The sequence below is a fragment of the Pseudoduganella umbonata genome (assembly GCF_014192225.1).
Lineage (GTDB): Bacteria > Pseudomonadota > Gammaproteobacteria > Burkholderiales > Burkholderiaceae_D > Rugamonas > Rugamonas umbonata.
On the sequence record NZ_JACHXS010000002.1, the window covers coordinates 283,605 to 297,586 of the forward strand.

14 protein-coding genes are annotated in these 13,982 nt (G+C 67.1%); 11 read left to right on the forward strand and 3 right to left on the reverse strand.

From position 1 onward, the window contains the following. Window positions 1-79 precede the first annotated feature (79 nt). The 7 genes from FHS02_RS06305 (at window position 80) to FHS02_RS06335 (ending at window position 8,143) form a co-directional block, all read left to right on the forward strand. The gene (locus FHS02_RS06305) at window positions 80-979 is read left to right on the forward strand and encodes a phosphoribosylaminoimidazolesuccinocarboxamide synthase (protein WP_137314846.1); all 900 of its coding nucleotides are present in this window, start codon (window positions 80-82) and stop codon (window positions 977-979) included. Beyond that, on the forward strand, window positions 979-1,497 hold the full coding sequence (gene purE / locus FHS02_RS06310; RefSeq protein WP_137314845.1) for a 5-(carboxyamino)imidazole ribonucleotide mutase: 519 nt from the start codon (window positions 979-981) through the stop codon (window positions 1,495-1,497). Before FHS02_RS06305 ends, purE begins: the two co-directional genes overlap by 1 nt. After that, window positions 1,490-2,680 (forward strand): 5-(carboxyamino)imidazole ribonucleotide synthase, encoded by a 1,191-nt coding sequence (locus FHS02_RS06315; RefSeq protein WP_137314844.1) that lies wholly within the window; start codon window positions 1,490-1,492, stop codon window positions 2,678-2,680. The genes purE and FHS02_RS06315 overlap by 8 nt, the downstream gene beginning before the upstream one ends. Continuing rightward, window positions 2,677-3,690: an L-threonylcarbamoyladenylate synthase gene (locus tag FHS02_RS06320; RefSeq protein ID WP_137314843.1), complete on the forward strand. Its 1,014-nt coding sequence runs from the start codon at window positions 2,677-2,679 to the stop codon at window positions 3,688-3,690. Before FHS02_RS06315 ends, FHS02_RS06320 begins: the two co-directional genes overlap by 4 nt. A gap of 242 nt (window positions 3,691-3,932) precedes the next feature. Next, a complete protein-coding gene (locus tag FHS02_RS06325) occupies window positions 3,933-5,309 on the forward strand; it encodes an SGNH/GDSL hydrolase family protein (protein ID WP_307722157.1) in 1,377 nt (458 codons plus the stop codon). A gap of 17 nt (window positions 5,310-5,326) precedes the next feature. Continuing rightward, the gene (locus FHS02_RS06330) at window positions 5,327-6,004 is read left to right on the forward strand and encodes an OmpW/AlkL family protein (RefSeq protein WP_137314842.1); all 678 of its coding nucleotides are present in this window, start codon (window positions 5,327-5,329) and stop codon (window positions 6,002-6,004) included. Between the two features lie 126 nt (window positions 6,005-6,130). Beyond that, window positions 6,131-8,143: a PAS domain-containing hybrid sensor histidine kinase/response regulator gene (locus FHS02_RS06335; protein ID WP_175424849.1), complete on the forward strand. Its 2,013-nt coding sequence runs from the start codon at window positions 6,131-6,133 to the stop codon at window positions 8,141-8,143. A gap of 35 nt (window positions 8,144-8,178) precedes the next feature. Here the strand turns inward: FHS02_RS06335 and FHS02_RS06340 are convergent, their stop codons facing one another. After that, the gene (locus tag FHS02_RS06340) at window positions 8,179-8,691 is read right to left on the reverse strand and encodes a flavin reductase family protein (protein WP_137314840.1); all 513 of its coding nucleotides are present in this window, start codon (window positions 8,689-8,691) and stop codon (window positions 8,179-8,181) included. A gap of 147 nt (window positions 8,692-8,838) precedes the next feature. Here FHS02_RS06340 and msrA point away from each other — a divergent pair, with 147 nt between their 5' ends. Then, window positions 8,839-9,369, forward strand: coding sequence for a peptide-methionine (S)-S-oxide reductase MsrA (gene msrA / locus FHS02_RS06345; RefSeq protein ID WP_137314839.1), 531 nt, complete (start codon window positions 8,839-8,841; stop codon window positions 9,367-9,369). 50 nt (window positions 9,370-9,419) lie between these two features. Here the strand turns inward: msrA and pdxH are convergent, their stop codons facing one another. Continuing rightward, window positions 9,420-10,733 carry a pyridoxamine 5'-phosphate oxidase gene (pdxH, locus tag FHS02_RS06350; protein ID WP_137314838.1) on the reverse strand — a complete coding sequence of 438 codons (1,314 nt, stop codon included), beginning with the start codon at window positions 10,731-10,733 and terminating at the stop codon, window positions 9,420-9,422. 70 nt (window positions 10,734-10,803) lie between these two features. Between pdxH and tcdA the strand changes: the two genes are divergently transcribed. Next, a complete protein-coding gene (gene tcdA / locus FHS02_RS06355) occupies window positions 10,804-11,694 on the forward strand; it encodes a tRNA cyclic N6-threonylcarbamoyladenosine(37) synthase TcdA (RefSeq protein ID WP_137314837.1) in 891 nt (296 codons plus the stop codon). On the opposite strand, the gene thpR is transcribed toward tcdA, so the two are convergent. Continuing rightward, window positions 11,691-12,218: an RNA 2',3'-cyclic phosphodiesterase gene (gene thpR, locus FHS02_RS06360; RefSeq protein ID WP_137314836.1), complete on the reverse strand. Its 528-nt coding sequence runs from the start codon at window positions 12,216-12,218 to the stop codon at window positions 11,691-11,693. The two genes, tcdA and thpR, sit on opposite strands and share 4 nt — an antisense overlap. A gap of 37 nt (window positions 12,219-12,255) precedes the next feature. On the opposite strand from thpR, the gene FHS02_RS06365 reads away from it, so the two are divergent. Next, window positions 12,256-12,792: an FKBP-type peptidyl-prolyl cis-trans isomerase gene (locus FHS02_RS06365; protein WP_137317537.1), complete on the forward strand. Its 537-nt coding sequence runs from the start codon at window positions 12,256-12,258 to the stop codon at window positions 12,790-12,792. A gap of 45 nt (window positions 12,793-12,837) precedes the next feature. Beyond that, complete coding sequence (cysK, locus tag FHS02_RS06370; RefSeq protein WP_137314835.1) at window positions 12,838-13,794, forward strand: cysteine synthase A; 957 nt, start codon at window positions 12,838-12,840, stop codon at window positions 13,792-13,794. The last annotated feature ends 188 nt before the right edge of the window (window positions 13,795-13,982 follow it).

The following is a 13,982-nucleotide window of genomic DNA, read 5'->3' on the forward strand; positions in this document are numbered from 1 at the left end:
GGAGATTTCTCCTCCCCGCCGGTTTTGCTTTATAGCTTATTGATTGCCGACTACTTGGCAATTATTCAAGATCGCCCCTATGAAAAGCCTCTACCAGACCTCCATTTCCTCCCTGCCATTGCTCGGCCACGGCAAGGTCCGCGATAACTATGCCGTTGGCGACGACAAGATCCTCATCGTTACCACCGACCGCCTGTCCGCCTTCGACGTCGTGATGAACGAGCCGATTCCCGGCAAGGGCATGGTGCTGAACCAGATGAGCGACTTCTGGTTCGAGAAGCTCGGCCACATCGTGCCGAACCACCTGACCGGCGTAGCACCGGAATCGGTGGTGGCACCGGAAGAAGTGGAACAGGTCAAAGGCCGGGCGGTGGTTGCCAAGCGCCTGAAGCCGATCCTGGTGGAAGCCGTGGTGCGCGGCTACATCATCGGTTCGGGCTGGAAGGATTACCAGGCCACCGGCAGCGTCTGCGGCATCGAACTGCCGGCCGGCCTGCGCCAGGCCGACAAGCTGGCCGAGCCGCTGTTCACGCCGGCCGCCAAGGCCGACCTGGGCGAGCATGACGAAAACATCAGCTTTGCCGAGATGGAACAGCGCATCGGCGCCGAACTGGCCGCGAAAATGCGCGACATCTCTATCGAACTGTACAAGACCGCCGCCGATTACGCGGCAACGCGCGGCATCATCATCGCCGACACCAAGTTCGAGTTCGGCCTGGACGACAACGGCGTGCTGCACCTGATGGATGAAGTGCTGACGGCCGACTCGTCGCGCTTCTGGCCGGCCGACTCGTACGCGCCGGGCATGTCGCCGCCGTCGTACGACAAGCAGTTCGTGCGCGATTACCTGGAAACGCTGACGGAGTGGAAAAAGACGCCGCCGGCACCCGCGCTGCCGGCCGACGTCATCGAAAAAACCCAGGCGAAATACTTCGAAGCGATCGAACGCCTGACGGGCGAGAAGCTGAAGGTCGCGTGATGGCCGACACGAATCAACAGCCGAACGCCAGGCCGCTGGTTGGCGTGATCATGGGCTCGTCGTCGGACTGGGACGTGATGCAGCATGCCGTGTCGATGCTGAAGCAGTTCGGCATCCCCTTCGAGGCACAGGTGATTTCCGCGCACCGCATGCCGGACGAGATGTTCACCTATGCCGAAACGGCGCGTGCGCGCGGCCTGCGCGCGATCATCGCCGGTGCCGGCGGCGCCGCCCACCTGCCGGGCATGGTCGCGGCGAAAACCGTGGTGCCCGTGCTGGGCGTGCCGGTGCCGTCGAAGTACCTGCGCGGCGAGGATTCGCTGCTGTCGATCGTGCAGATGCCGAAAGGCGTGCCCGTGTCGACGTTTGCCATCGGCGAGGCGGGCGCCGCCAACGCCGCCCTGACCGCCATCGCCATCATCGCCACGACCGACGATGCCCTGGCCGCCCAGCTGGAAGCGTTCCGCACCCAGCAGACGGCCGCCGCGAAAGCCATGATCCTGCCAGTCAATGAGTAATGTGAAGCTTTCCCCATCCTTGCCCACCGCGAACCCGGCCGCCTGGCTGGGCGTGATGGGCGGCGGCCAGCTGGGCCGGATGTTTGCGCAGGCCGCCCAGAGCATGGGCTACCAGGTGGCGGTGCTGGAACCGTCCGGCGATTGCCCGGCCGGCCAGGTGGCCCAGCGGCTGGTCAACGCCGCATATGAAGATGCGGCCGGCCTCGATGCGCTGGCTGCGCAATGCGTGGCCGTCACCACCGAATTCGAGAACGTGCCGGCCGACAGCCTGTCGCGCCTGGCGCAGGCCGTGTTCGTGGCACCCAACGCCCATGGCGTCTCCGTCGCGCAGGACCGTATCGCCGAGAAATCGTTCTTCGTGTCGTGCGCGCCGAAATCCGGCGTGCTGCCGGCGCCGCACAAGGTGATCGCTTCGCTGGAAGACATCGAAGCGATTGCCGACGACCTGCTGCCCGGCATCCTGAAAACCGTGCGCATGGGGTATGACGGCAAGGGCCAGGTGCGCGTGAAGACCCGCGAGGAAGTGCGCGCGGCGTTCGAAGGCATGGGGCAGGTGACCTGCCTGCTCGAGAAAATGCTGCCGCTGGCGTATGAGGTCTCCGTGCTGACGGCGCGTGGCGCCGATGGCGCATCGGTGGTCTACCCGATCGCCGAGAACGTGCACCGCGACGGCATCCTGTTCACCACCACGGTGCCGGGGCCGAACGTGTCCGCCGATAGCGCTCGCAAGGCGCAGGATGCGGCGCAGGCGATCGTGGCCGAGCTGGGCTACGTCGGCGTGCTGTGCATCGAGTTCTTCGTGCTGGCCGACGGCACGCTGGTCGTCAACGAAATGGCGCCGCGGCCGCACAACAGCGGCCACTACACGATCGACGCCTGCGTGACGAGCCAGTTCGCGCAGCAGGTGCGGGCGATGGCGAAGCTGCCGCTGGGCGACGTGCGCCAGCATTCGCCGGCCGTGATGCTGAACATCCTGGGCGACGTGTGGTTCGACGGCGAGAGCGAGAGCGAACCGGCGTGGGACAAGATCGTTGCGCTGCCCGGCGCCTGCCTGCACCTGTACGGCAAGGACGATCCCCGTCCTGGCCGCAAGATGGGCCATATCACGTTCGTCGCGCCTACGCTGGCGGAAGCCCGGCAGCAGCTGGCGGCCGCCTGCGCCATCCTGGGTATCGCGCCGTGACGGAGGGGGCGATCCTCGACGCCGCCGCGCGCCTGGAAGCGGGCGCGCTGGTGGCGTTTCCCACCGAGACCGTGTACGGCCTCGGTGCCGATGCGGAGAACCCGGCCGCCGTCGCCGCCATCTACGCGGCGAAGGGCCGGCCGCAGGACCATCCGGTGATCGTGCACGTGGCGCCCGGCGCCGACCTCGATTACTGGGCGGCGGAGCTGCCGGACGAGGCGAGGAAGCTGGCGCAGGCTTTCTGGCCCGGTCCGCTGACGATGATCGTCAAGCGCAACGCGCACATTCCCGATGCCGTCTCCGGCGGGCAGGATACGGTGGGCATCCGCTGCCCGTCGCACCCGGTGGCGATGGCGCTGCTGGCCGCCTTCAAGGGAGGCAGGGGCGGTGTCGCCGCGCCGTCGGCGAACAAGTTCGGCAACGTCAGCCCGACCACGGCGCAGCACGTGAGGGACGAGTTCAATGAGGAAGCCGGCGCCGGTGCGATCACCGTGCTCGATGGCGGCTCCAGCCAGGTCGGCATCGAATCGACGATCGTCGACCTGTCGCGGCTGGCCACGCATGGCCCGGTGCTGCTGCGGCCCGGCCACATCGGCGCCGCCGAGATCGCCGCCGTGATCGGTGCCATGCCCGCCGCGCCGGATGCCGCCGCGCCGCGCGCATCGGGCACGCTGGAATCGCATTACGCACCGAAGGCTCCCGTCGCACTGGCCGATACGGGGCGGCTGCCCGGCCTGCTGACGACGCTGGCCGGCCGCGGCCGAAGTGTCGCCGTCATCCGCTATTCGCCGATGCTGGTGCAGGCCAGCGCGCAGGAGCTGCTGCCGAGCGATCCCGCCGGCTACGCGTTCGGCCTGTACGCCGCGCTGCGCACGATGGACCGGGCCGGCGTGGAACTGATCCTCGTCGAAACCCCGCCGCAGCACGACGCCTGGCTCGGCATCAACGACCGCCTGCGGCGCGCCGCCTTCGGCTCGGCCGGCATCGTCGACCAGTTCCTGGCCGGCTGACCTACGGCCGGCAGCCTGCGCTGCCGCCTGCCTGCGCTGCGGCCTGCCTGTGCGCCTGCTTCCGTGCCAGACTGCCGGGACCGGACATTCCACATGAAGCCTTGCCCGGCGTGCATCGGTAGCACGCCGGCAGTGTTGTTTTCGCCAATTTTCCCTTGTGTTGCGACGGCCCCGGCTGGCATATTGGCGGGACGCAAATAGTACACGCGTACTATTAAAAAAATAACATCAGATCAGGAGACATGATGCGCCAAATGACATTTGCGCTGGCCGTAGTGGCCGGCGCCATCCTTGCCGCGTGTGGCGGCAGCAGCGGCGATCCCCAGCCCGGCGCCCAGGTCAACCGGGTCAAGTTCGCCTCCCAGGTGAGCTTCGGCGACAGCCTCTCCGACGTGGGCAGCTACGCCGTCGGCACCGTGAAGGCGCTGGGCGGCGGCAAGTACACGATCAACGGCGACAGCACATCGGTCAACCCGGCACTGACCGGCAAGAACTGGACCGAACTGATGGCGGCGCAGTTCGGCCTGCCCGCACCGTGCCCGGCCCAGACCGGCCTCGACGGCGACGCCGCCCGCGGCTTCTCGGTTCCCGTCGTCAACCATGCCGGGTGCTACAGCTATGCGCAGGGTGGTGCCCGCGTCACCAATCCCATCGGCGCCGGCCACAAGTTGACCGGCAGCCCGCTCGGCGCATTGACCGTGCCCGTCGTCACGCAGGTGCGGAACCACCTGGCGAAGACGGGCGGCAGGTTCAAGGGCGATGAAGTGGTGTTCGTGATGGCCGGCGGTAACGACGTGCTCGTCAACCTGGGCCAGCTGTCCGCCGGCGCCACCGCGGCCGGCACCGCGGCCGGCCAGCAGGCCTTCGGCACCAGCCTTGCCACGCAGCTGGCGGCCGGCGCCACCAACCCCGCCACCGCGGCGCCCGCGATCGGCCTGGCCATCGCCACCGAGAGCGCGCGCAGCGGCAGCACGCAGGCGTCGATCGTGCAGGCAGCCGTCGCTGCGGCGGTCCAGGCCGGCAACACGGCGGCACCTGCCAATATCACCGCCATTGTCGGCACGGCCACGACCGCGGCTTCCACGGCGGGTGCAAAGGCCGGTACCGACTACGTGACCGCGCAGGCGCCGGCCATGGTGGCCGCGCTGGGCACCGCCGGCGCCGAACTGGCCGCGCTGGTCAAGTCGCAACTGCTGGGCAATGGCGCCAACTACGTGGTGGTGAACAACCTGCCGGACGTGGCCAGCACGCCGGCCGGCCGCTCGCGCGACGCGAATGTCCGCGCGCTGATCGACCAGATGGTGCAGGCGTTCAATGCGCAGCTGACGTCCGCGCTGGCGTCCGAAAGCAAGGTGCTGATCGTCGACGTGTATGCGGTCAGCCATGACCAGGCGACCAATCCGGGGCCGTACGGCCTGACCAATGTGTCCGAACCGGCCTGCGACCTGGCCTCGGCGAAGAACCCGCTGGCCAGTTCGCTGGGCTGCACGGCTGCCAGCCTGAAGGCGGGCGACGTAAGCCATTACTCGTTTGCCGATGAAGTGCATCCGACCCCCTTCAACAATCTGCTGCTGGCGCGCTTCGTCTCGAAGGCGCTGGTGACCAAGGGCTGGCTGTGAGCGAACGGAGAAAAACCATGAAAAACACGAAAACCGCGATGCAGCTGGCCGTCCTGGCCGCCATGCTCGGCACCGCCGGCGGCGCCGCGGCGCAGGCAAAGGGCGACTGGACCGTGAAGCTGGGCGTCAACCGGATCACGCCGAAAGTGGAGAGCGGCAACGTGTCTGCCCCCGCGTTGCCGAACACCAAGGCCGACGTCAATTCGGATACCAAGCCGATCCTGAACCTGGCGTATTTCATCACGGACCATCTTGCGGCCGAGCTGGACATGGGAGCGCCGTACCGCCACAAGCTGTTCGGCGCCGACGCCATCGCCGGTACCGGCCAGCTGGGCACGGTGGATGTGCTGCCGCCCACGCTGTTCGCGCAATACCGCTTCTTCCGGCCGGATGCCATGTTTCGCCCGTACGTGGGCCTGGGCGTCACCTACGCCTACTTCCGCCGCGAGCGTGGCTCGGCGCAGCTGACGGCGATCCTGAACACGGGCGGCCCCGCGTCCACGTTCTCGCTGGAATCGAAATGGGCGGCAAGCGCGCAGCTCGGCGCCAGTGTCCGGCTGAGCGAGCGCTGGTCGCTCGACGGCGGCGTGATCAAGACCAGGCTGCGCACCACGGCCACCTATTCGACCGGCCAGACGCAGGCGATGAAACTGGATCCGGTGGCCGTCAACCTGGGCGTCACGTTCAAGTTCTGAAGCTCCAGGTCGCCCCCTGGAAGCCGGCCTCGCGCCGGCTTTTTTGCGCGCTGGAACGGCGGCGCCGTGCCGCGGCGCCCTTGGCTATACTCGCGGACTATGAGACCAGACGGGAGAATGTGCAGCATGCCGCCAAATGACGCAGGGTTCCTGACCGAAGGCGGCACGATGGGCGCGGCGATGCGCGGCCACGACTGGTCCACGTCGCCGCTCGGGCCGCCCGAACGCTGGCCGGCGGCGCTGCGTACCGTTGTCGGCCTGATGCTGAACTCGAAGTTTCCCATGTTCGCTGCCTGGGGACCGCAGCTGGCCTTCCTGTACAACGATGCGTACGTGGAGATTCTCGGCCGCAAGCATCCGCAGGCGCTGGGCCGGCCATTTAGCGACGTCTGGGCCGATATCTGGCCCGACATTTCGCCGATCGTCGACGAAGCCATGGCGGGGCGTGCCACCTACCACCAGAACCTGCTGCTGACCATGCAGCGCAAGGGCTATGACGAGGATACGTGGTTCACGTTCTCGTATTCGCCGATGCGCGACGAGGACGGCAGCGTGGCGGGCGTGTTCTGCGCCTGCACGGAGACCACCGAGCAGGTATTGTCGGAGCGCCATCGCGCCGAGGAGATCGGGCGCATGCGGCTGCTGTTCCAGCAGGCCCCCGGCATCCTCGCGGTGGTGTCCGGCCCGGATCACGTGTTCGAGATCGCCAACGATGCCTATATGCGGCTGGTGGGGCGCGGCGACATCGTCGGGCGGGCGGTGGTCGAGGTGCTGCCGGAAGTCCGCGACCAGGGCTTCATCGCGCTGCTGGACGAGGTCTACCGCACCGGCGATCCCCACGTCGGCCACGAAATGCCGGTGCTGCTGAGGCGCCGGCCGGACAGCGAGCTCGAAGAGCGCTTCGTCAACTTCATCTACCAGCCGATCCGCGACCATCGCGGTGCCGTGTACGGCATCTTCGTCGAAGGCAGCGACGTTACCGCCGCCGTGCTGGCGATGCGCGCGCTGCAGGAAGCGAACTCGCGCAAGGACGAATTTCTGGCCATGCTGGCGCACGAGCTGCGCAACCCGCTGGCGCCGATTGCCGCCGCGGCCGAGCTGCTGCGGCTCGGCACGCCCGATGCCGCGCGCGTCCACAAGACCAGCGCCGTCATCACGCGGCAGGTCGAGCACATGACGAAACTGGTCGACGACCTGCTCGACGTGTCGCGCGTCACGCGGGGGCTTGTTACCCTGCAGCGCGAAACGCTCGACTTCGGCGCCGTGGTGGGCGACGCCGTCGAGCAGGCGGGCGCGCTGATGCAGGCCAAGCGGCAACGTGTAACCGTCGAGCTGCCGGACACGCGGCCATGGGTCAACGGCGACCGCACGCGGCTGATCCAGGTGTTGTCGAACCTGCTCAACAACGCGGCCCGCTATACGCCCGATGGCGGCGAGGTGGCCGTGCGGGTGACGGCGGACGAGCGCGAGGTGCGCGCCACCGTCGCGGACAACGGAATCGGCATTGCTCCCAGCCTGCTGCCGCACGTGTTCGACCTGTTCACGCAGGCGGAGCGCTCGCCCGACCGGTCGCAGGGTGGCCTCGGCCTTGGGCTGGCGCTGGCAAAGACGCTGATCGAACTGCAGGGCGGCCGCGTAACCGCGTACAGCGCCGGTGCCGGGCTGGGCAGCCGCTTCACGGTCTGCCTGCCGCGCGTGGCGCGGCCCGAAGGGGCCGGGCCGGGCGTTGGCGACGGCGAAGGTGGTGGTGGCAAGTACACGCGCGGCGCCAGGCGGCGCCACCTGATGGTGGTGGACGACAACGCCGACGCGGCGCAGATGCTGGCGCTGCTGCTGGAAGCGGCCGGCCATTCGGTGGCGGTGTGCAGCGATGCCCGGCAGGCGCTCGGCGCCGTGGTGGACAGTCCGCCGGTGCTGATGTTCGTCGACATCGGCTTGCCGGGCATGGATGGCTACGAACTGGTGCGCCGCCTGCGGCAATTGCCGGAAACGGCCAAGGCCTGCATCGTCGCCATCACCGGCTACGGCACGCAGCAGGATCGCGAGCGGGCACTGGCAGCGGGCTTCGACGAGCACCTCGTCAAGCCGGTGCACCCGAAGGCGCTGTACGGGATACTGGCGCGGCTGGCCGCGCAGTAGTCAGTATGCAGTAGTCAGTAGTCAATAGGCAGCGGTCAGCCCGGCACGTGCAGGCCGCCCAGGCGGCCGGCATGGAATACGAGCGGTTCGCGCGGGCTGAACTCGCAATGCTCCACCTCGCCGACGAAGATCACGTGATCGCCTTCCGGATAGCGGCTGCGGTTGTGGCACTCGAACGAGGCCGCGCATCCCTTCAGCACCGGGTGGCCGGTACGCGACAGTTCGAACTCGACCTGGCTGAACGGGTCTTCCGTACGGGTCGAAAACAGCTTGGCCAGGTGTGCCTGGTCGGCCGCCAGGATATTGATCACGTAATGCGAATTGCCCGAAAAGACCGGCATGCTGGACGCCTGCGACTTCAGGCTCCACAGTACCAGTGGCGGATCGAGCGAGACCGAATTGAACGAACTGGCGGTCAGGCCGCGAAAGGTACCGTCCGCCAACCGGGTGGTGATGACGGTAACGCCGGTGGCGAATTGCGACAGCGCCTGCCGGAAATGCACGCTGTCGAACGCGGGCGTGGCGGCGCGGGGGGAACTGGTATTCATCCGGGCATTATGCCAAAGTTTGCGCTAGCCGAGCGCGGCACCGGAAATCCAGTTGCACGAATGCATGAAGTGTCGGAAATATTTCCTGCGGGCGGCGGTGTTTTGCCAATTGCGTTACAGTAGCCGTCATTGAACAGTGAGGATCGTATGGCGCAGAGCGAAATCGCCGTGCTGGGCGGCGGGTGTTTCTGGTGCACGGAAGCCGTGTATCTTGAAGTCAAGGGGATCGGCAAGGTGGAGTCGGGCTACACCGGCGGCCCCCAGCCGGACCCGACATATGAACAGGTGTGCTCGGGCACGACGGGCCATGCGGAAGTGGTGCGGCTGGAGTTCGATCCCGCCGTGATCAGCTACCGCGACATCCTGGAGATCTTCTTCACGATCCACGATCCCACCACGCTCAACCGCCAGGGCAATGACGTGGGCACGCAATACCGCTCGGTGATCTATTTCCAGTCGCCGGAACAGGAAGCCACCGCGCGGCAGGTGATCGCGGAAATGGCGCACGTATGGGATGCGCCGATCGTGACCGAACTGTCGCCGGCGCAGCCTTACTACAAGGCCGAGGATTACCACCAGAACTATTTTGCCCAGCATCCGCTGCAGGGTTATTGCGCGTTCGTGGTCGGCCCGAAAGTGGCCAAGTTCCGCAAGATGCACGGCGCGCGGCTGAAGTAGACACCGCGCTGCGCTGCGGGCTCATCCGGCCGTACATGTGCTGGATCCCGCTAAGGCTGGATCCTCCCCCTGGACCAGCTCCCATCCGCCTGCAGCGTATAGACGATCCGGTCATGGAAGCGCGAGGCGCGCCCCTGCCAGAACTCGATACGTTCGGGCACCAGGCGATAACCTCCCCAGTGCGCCGGCCGTTGCGGCTTGCCGCCGCCGGCCGCCGGGTCGCGGGTACCCTGCTGGCCATCTGCCACGCCTTCTGCCACGCCTGCTGCAACGGCACGTTCCACGGCCGCATAATTTGCCTCCATGTCGGCCCGGCTGCCGATCGGCGCGCTCTGCATCGAGGCGATCGCCGCCAGCTGGCTCTTCACGGGGCGGCTGTAGAAATACGTGTCGCTTTCCGCGGCCGATGTCCGTTCCACGCGGCCTTCGATCCTGACCTGGCGCTCCAGTTCGGGCCAGAAGAACAGGATGGCGGCATGGGGATTCTCCGCCAGCTGGCGGCCTTTCAGGCTCTCGTAGTTGGTGTACCACGTGAACCCGCGCACATCGAACTGCTTGATCAGCACGATGCGCGAAGATGGCTTGCCGTCGCTGCCCACCGTGGCCACGCTCATCGCGTTCGGTTCGTTGACCTGCGCCTTCATGGCCTCGTCGAACCACTTGCCGAACTGCGCCACCGGGTCGGCCAGCGTGTCGTCTTCGGAAAGACTGGCGCGGCCGTAATCCATGCGCAGGTCGGCCAGCGCGATGCCGCCCGCTGCCGGGCTGCCGCCATTGGCGCCACCGTTGCCCCCACTGCCACCGCCGCCACTGTTACCGTCCGCAGCCGGCGAGTCGATACCGCGCCGGCGCCGCATCGATTCGCCCAGTACCGCCATCTGGGCCGGATTGAACAGGCGCTTCGCCATCGGCGCGATATGGCCTTCTTCGGTTTCCATGTGCGCCGTGTACATGCTTACGAAGGTGTTCACCGCATCGGCCGAGAGTTCGCCGGCGGAGCCGCTGGCGATCTTGTCGAGTTGTCGATCGAGTACATGCCACGCCTCGTCCATTTGCTGGTGTTGCTGGAGGATCTCGGGACGCAGCCGCCGCACCGTTTCCAGGTCGGTGCCGGTGGCCGTCGCGTCGAGCATCGGCAGCAGGTCGATTTCCTCGTCGGCGTGGTGCACGTGCGCCGCCTTGTTGAAGTATTTCTGCACTGCCTGCGCCGCCTGTTGCGCGGCCGCGTCGGCACCATGCCGGGGCAGGTGCGTCAGCAGGTTTTGCAGCGTGGCCAGCTGCTGGCGGATCTTGTCGTGGCAATGTTTCAGCACGGCGATCGGCTGGTCGAACCCGGGGGCGGGGGCGGGGAGGAAATCTGTCATGGCGGCATCCTTGGTTCTGAACGACGGATTGTAGAATAATCCTTCGGGCCGCGTCCGTTAAAATGGCCCCATGAACGACATCATCCCATCTTCCCAAGGCGCCGCGCACGATATCGACACCGACATCGACTTCGAGCGCCGCTTCGGCGGCATCGCCCGGCTGTACGGGGCACCTGCCCTGGAGCGCTACCGCGCCGCGCACATCTGCGTGATCGGCGTCGGCGGCGTCGGCTCCTGGATCGTCGAGGCGCTGGCGCGCAGCGCCATCGGCCGCCTTACGCTGATCGACCTGGATAACGTGGCGGAATCGAACATCAACCGCCAGATCCAGGCGCTGACCGATACCGTCGGCATGGCCAAGGTCACCGCGCTGCGCCAGCGCATCGCCCAGATCAACCCGTATTGCCAGGTGACCGAAATCGAGGATTTCGTCACCCCCGACAACCTCGACGAGATGATCGGCGGGCACGACTACGATTACGTGATCGACGCGATGGACAGCGCGCGCGCCAAGACGGCGCTGGTGCACTATTGCCGCACGCGCGGCATCCGCCTGATCATGATCGGCAGCGCCGGCGGCAAGACCGACCCCACCAAGATCGAGGTGCGCGACCTGGCCAGGACGGAACAGGAACCGCTGCTGAAGAAGGTGCGCCGGCGCCTGCGCAGCCAGTTCAACTATCCGCCGAACGGCAAGAACAAGCTCGGCGTGGATGCCGTGTTCTCGATGGAGCCGCTGAAGTTTCCCGAAACGGGCGAGGTGTGCGAAGTCGACGCGGACGATGCGCCACCCGTGAAAGCGGGGCTTACCGGCATCAACTGCGCGGGCTTCGGGTCGGCGGTGGTGGTCACGGCCACGTTCGGCATGGTGGCCGCGGGGCACGTGCTGGCGAAGCTGGCGGAGGAAGTGGCTCCGGCAGCTCCGGCAGGCACTTCCGAAGCGGCGGCAGGCAAAGGCTAGCTCTCCACCGGCACATACCGGCCATCCGGCAGCGACTCCACCAGCACTGCCCGGTCCACGGTCCACACGACCGGCATTTCCGGTGCCGCGGGCGGCGCCTGTTTCGCCTCCCGCGCCAGCGTGACGTGCGGCTTGAACGATCCGTGCGTGGCGGCGGAAAAGCCGGCCGCTTCCAGCTGCCGCACCAGGTCTTCATGCAGCGCCACCAGTCCGGCCGGCACCTGCGTCATGCCGGCCCAGGCAATGCGCGGCCGCGTGAAGTAGCCATAGCAGTCGATGACCAGCCGCAGCGGCGGCACGCCGAGCCGGTCGCGTATGGCGAGCAGGGCCGGCACGGCATCGGCAGGAACATGGCCCAGGAAGGCCAGTGTGAGGTGCAGCTTTGCGCGTGGCGTCAGCCTTCCCGCGACAGGGGCCTGCAGCGCGGCCAGCGCGGCGCGCGCGGCTTCGTCCGGCCACAATGCAAAGAAAAGCTTGCGGGTGGGCCCGGCTTTTGGCTGTTCTTCAGGTTCATTTGCTATCATGTTGCCGCCTCAAAACCCAGTACAGAAAGAATACATGATGACCCGTCTGTCCGCTCCAGTGCTGTCCGTCCTGCTGTGCGCCGCCTCCTTCGCGCACGCCCAGACCCCGCCCGCCGGGCAAGAAACCCCGGCACAGCCGGCCGCCCAGGAAGCGCCGGCGCAGCCCGCCGCCGCCCAGGAAGCGCCGGCAGGCCCCGTGGTGCCCGGCTCCGCCACGATCGGCCCCGCCGCCGAGCAGTTGATCGTTACCGACAGCAAGGTCGGTACCGGCCGCGAAGCCGCGACCGGCGGTACCGTGTCCGTGCACTACACGGGCTGGCTGTACCGTCCGATGGCGCGCGGCCACAAGGGCCGCAAGTTCGATTCCTCGCGCGACCGCGGCGAACCGCTCGAATTCCGCCTCGGCGCCGGCCAGGTCATCAAGGGCTGGGAGCAGGGCGTGGCCGGCATGAAGATCGGCGGCAAGCGCACGCTGATCATCCCGTCGAACCTGGCCTACGGCGCGCGCGCCATGCCGGGCATTCCTGCCAACTCGGCGCTGATCTTCGACGTCGAACTGCTCGACGTGAAATAAGCCGCGGCGTTACACTGGTCTTCCATTCCTCGTGAGGAGACCTCGATGAACGTTGCGAATGATGTGACTGCGCTGATCGGCAATACGCCGCTGGTGCGCATCAACCGGTTGGCGCAAAGCGGCCTGGCCCAGGGTGCAACCGCGCCCGCGCAGATCCTGGCCAAGCTGGAGTTCTACAATCCCGCCCACAGCGTGAAGGACCGCATCGGGCTGTCGATGATCGCAGCGGCCGAACAGGCCGGCCTGATCCGGCCCGATACGGTCATCCTCGAACCCACCAGCGGCAACACCGGCATCGCGCTGGCGATGGTCTGCGCGGCACGCGGCTACAAGTGCACGCTGGTGATGCCGGAAACGATGAGCCGCGAACGCCGCACGCTGCTGCGCGCGTATGGCGCCGAACTGGTGCTGACACCCGGCAGCGAAGGCATGGTCGGGGCGATCCGCCGGGCCGAGGAAATGGCCCATTCCGATCCGCGCTACCTGATGCCGCAGCAGTTCAACAATCCCGCCAATCCCGAGATCCACCGCCGCACCACCGCCGAAGAAATCTGGCGCGACACGGACGGCGGCATCGACATCCTTGTCGCCGGCGTAGGCACCGGCGGCACGATCACCGGCGTGGGCGAAGTGATCAGGGAACGCAAGCCGTCGTTCCAGTGCATCGCCGTGGAACCGGAAGCGTCGCCGATCCTGTCGAAAGGCACCAAGGGTCCGCACCCGCTGCAGGGCATCGGTGCCGGCTTCGTGCCCGCGGTGCTGAACACGCATGTCTACAGCGAAGTGGTCGCCGTGAAGAACGACGATGCGTTCGACTACGCGCGCCGGGCCGCGCGCGAAGAGGGCCTGCTGGTGGGTATTTCAGCCGGTGCCGCGCTGTGGGCCGCCGTGCAGGTGGCGCGCCGGCCGGAAAACGAAGGCAAGCTGATCGTGACGATCATTCCGTCGTTCGGCGAGCGCTACCTGAGCACGCAGCTGTTCGCGGGGCTGGCCGATCAGTGATGGCCGGCATGGCCATGCGCGCGGCCATGGCCGTGCTTGTGGTCGTGTCCATGATCGTGGCCATGCTCATGGTCGTGGCCATGTCCGGTCTTGTGGCCGTGCCCATGCTCATGGTCGTGGTCATGCTGATGTCCATGTCCATGTTCATGTTCATGTTCGTGGTCATGGTCGTGCCCATGGCCATGGCC

Coding starts and splice junctions, on each gene's coding strand:
- FHS02_RS06305 (WP_137314846.1), top strand. CDS start 80: ATGAAAAGCCTCTACCAGACCTCCATTTCCTCCCTGCCATTGCTCGGC.
- thpR (WP_137314836.1), bottom strand. CDS start 12,218: ATGATAGCAAATGAACCTGAAGAACAGCCAAAAGCCGGGCCCACCCGC.
- purE (WP_137314845.1), top strand. CDS start 979: ATGGCCGACACGAATCAACAGCCGAACGCCAGGCCGCTGGTTGGCGTG.
- FHS02_RS06330 (WP_137314842.1), top strand. CDS start 5,327: ATGAAAAACACGAAAACCGCGATGCAGCTGGCCGTCCTGGCCGCCATG.
- FHS02_RS06315 (WP_137314844.1), top strand. CDS start 1,490: ATGAGTAATGTGAAGCTTTCCCCATCCTTGCCCACCGCGAACCCGGCC.
- FHS02_RS06325 (WP_307722157.1), top strand. CDS start 3,933: ATGATGCGCCAAATGACATTTGCGCTGGCCGTAGTGGCCGGCGCCATC.
- FHS02_RS06335 (WP_175424849.1), top strand. CDS start 6,131: ATGCCGCCAAATGACGCAGGGTTCCTGACCGAAGGCGGCACGATGGGC.
- pdxH (WP_137314838.1), bottom strand. CDS start 10,733: ATGACAGATTTCCTCCCCGCCCCCGCCCCCGGGTTCGACCAGCCGATC.
- FHS02_RS06365 (WP_137317537.1), top strand. CDS start 12,256: ATGACCCGTCTGTCCGCTCCAGTGCTGTCCGTCCTGCTGTGCGCCGCC.
- tcdA (WP_137314837.1), top strand. CDS start 10,804: ATGAACGACATCATCCCATCTTCCCAAGGCGCCGCGCACGATATCGAC.
- msrA (WP_137314839.1), top strand. CDS start 8,839: ATGGCGCAGAGCGAAATCGCCGTGCTGGGCGGCGGGTGTTTCTGGTGC.
- cysK (WP_137314835.1), top strand. CDS start 12,838: ATGAACGTTGCGAATGATGTGACTGCGCTGATCGGCAATACGCCGCTG.
- FHS02_RS06340 (WP_137314840.1), bottom strand. CDS start 8,691: ATGAATACCAGTTCCCCCCGCGCCGCCACGCCCGCGTTCGACAGCGTG.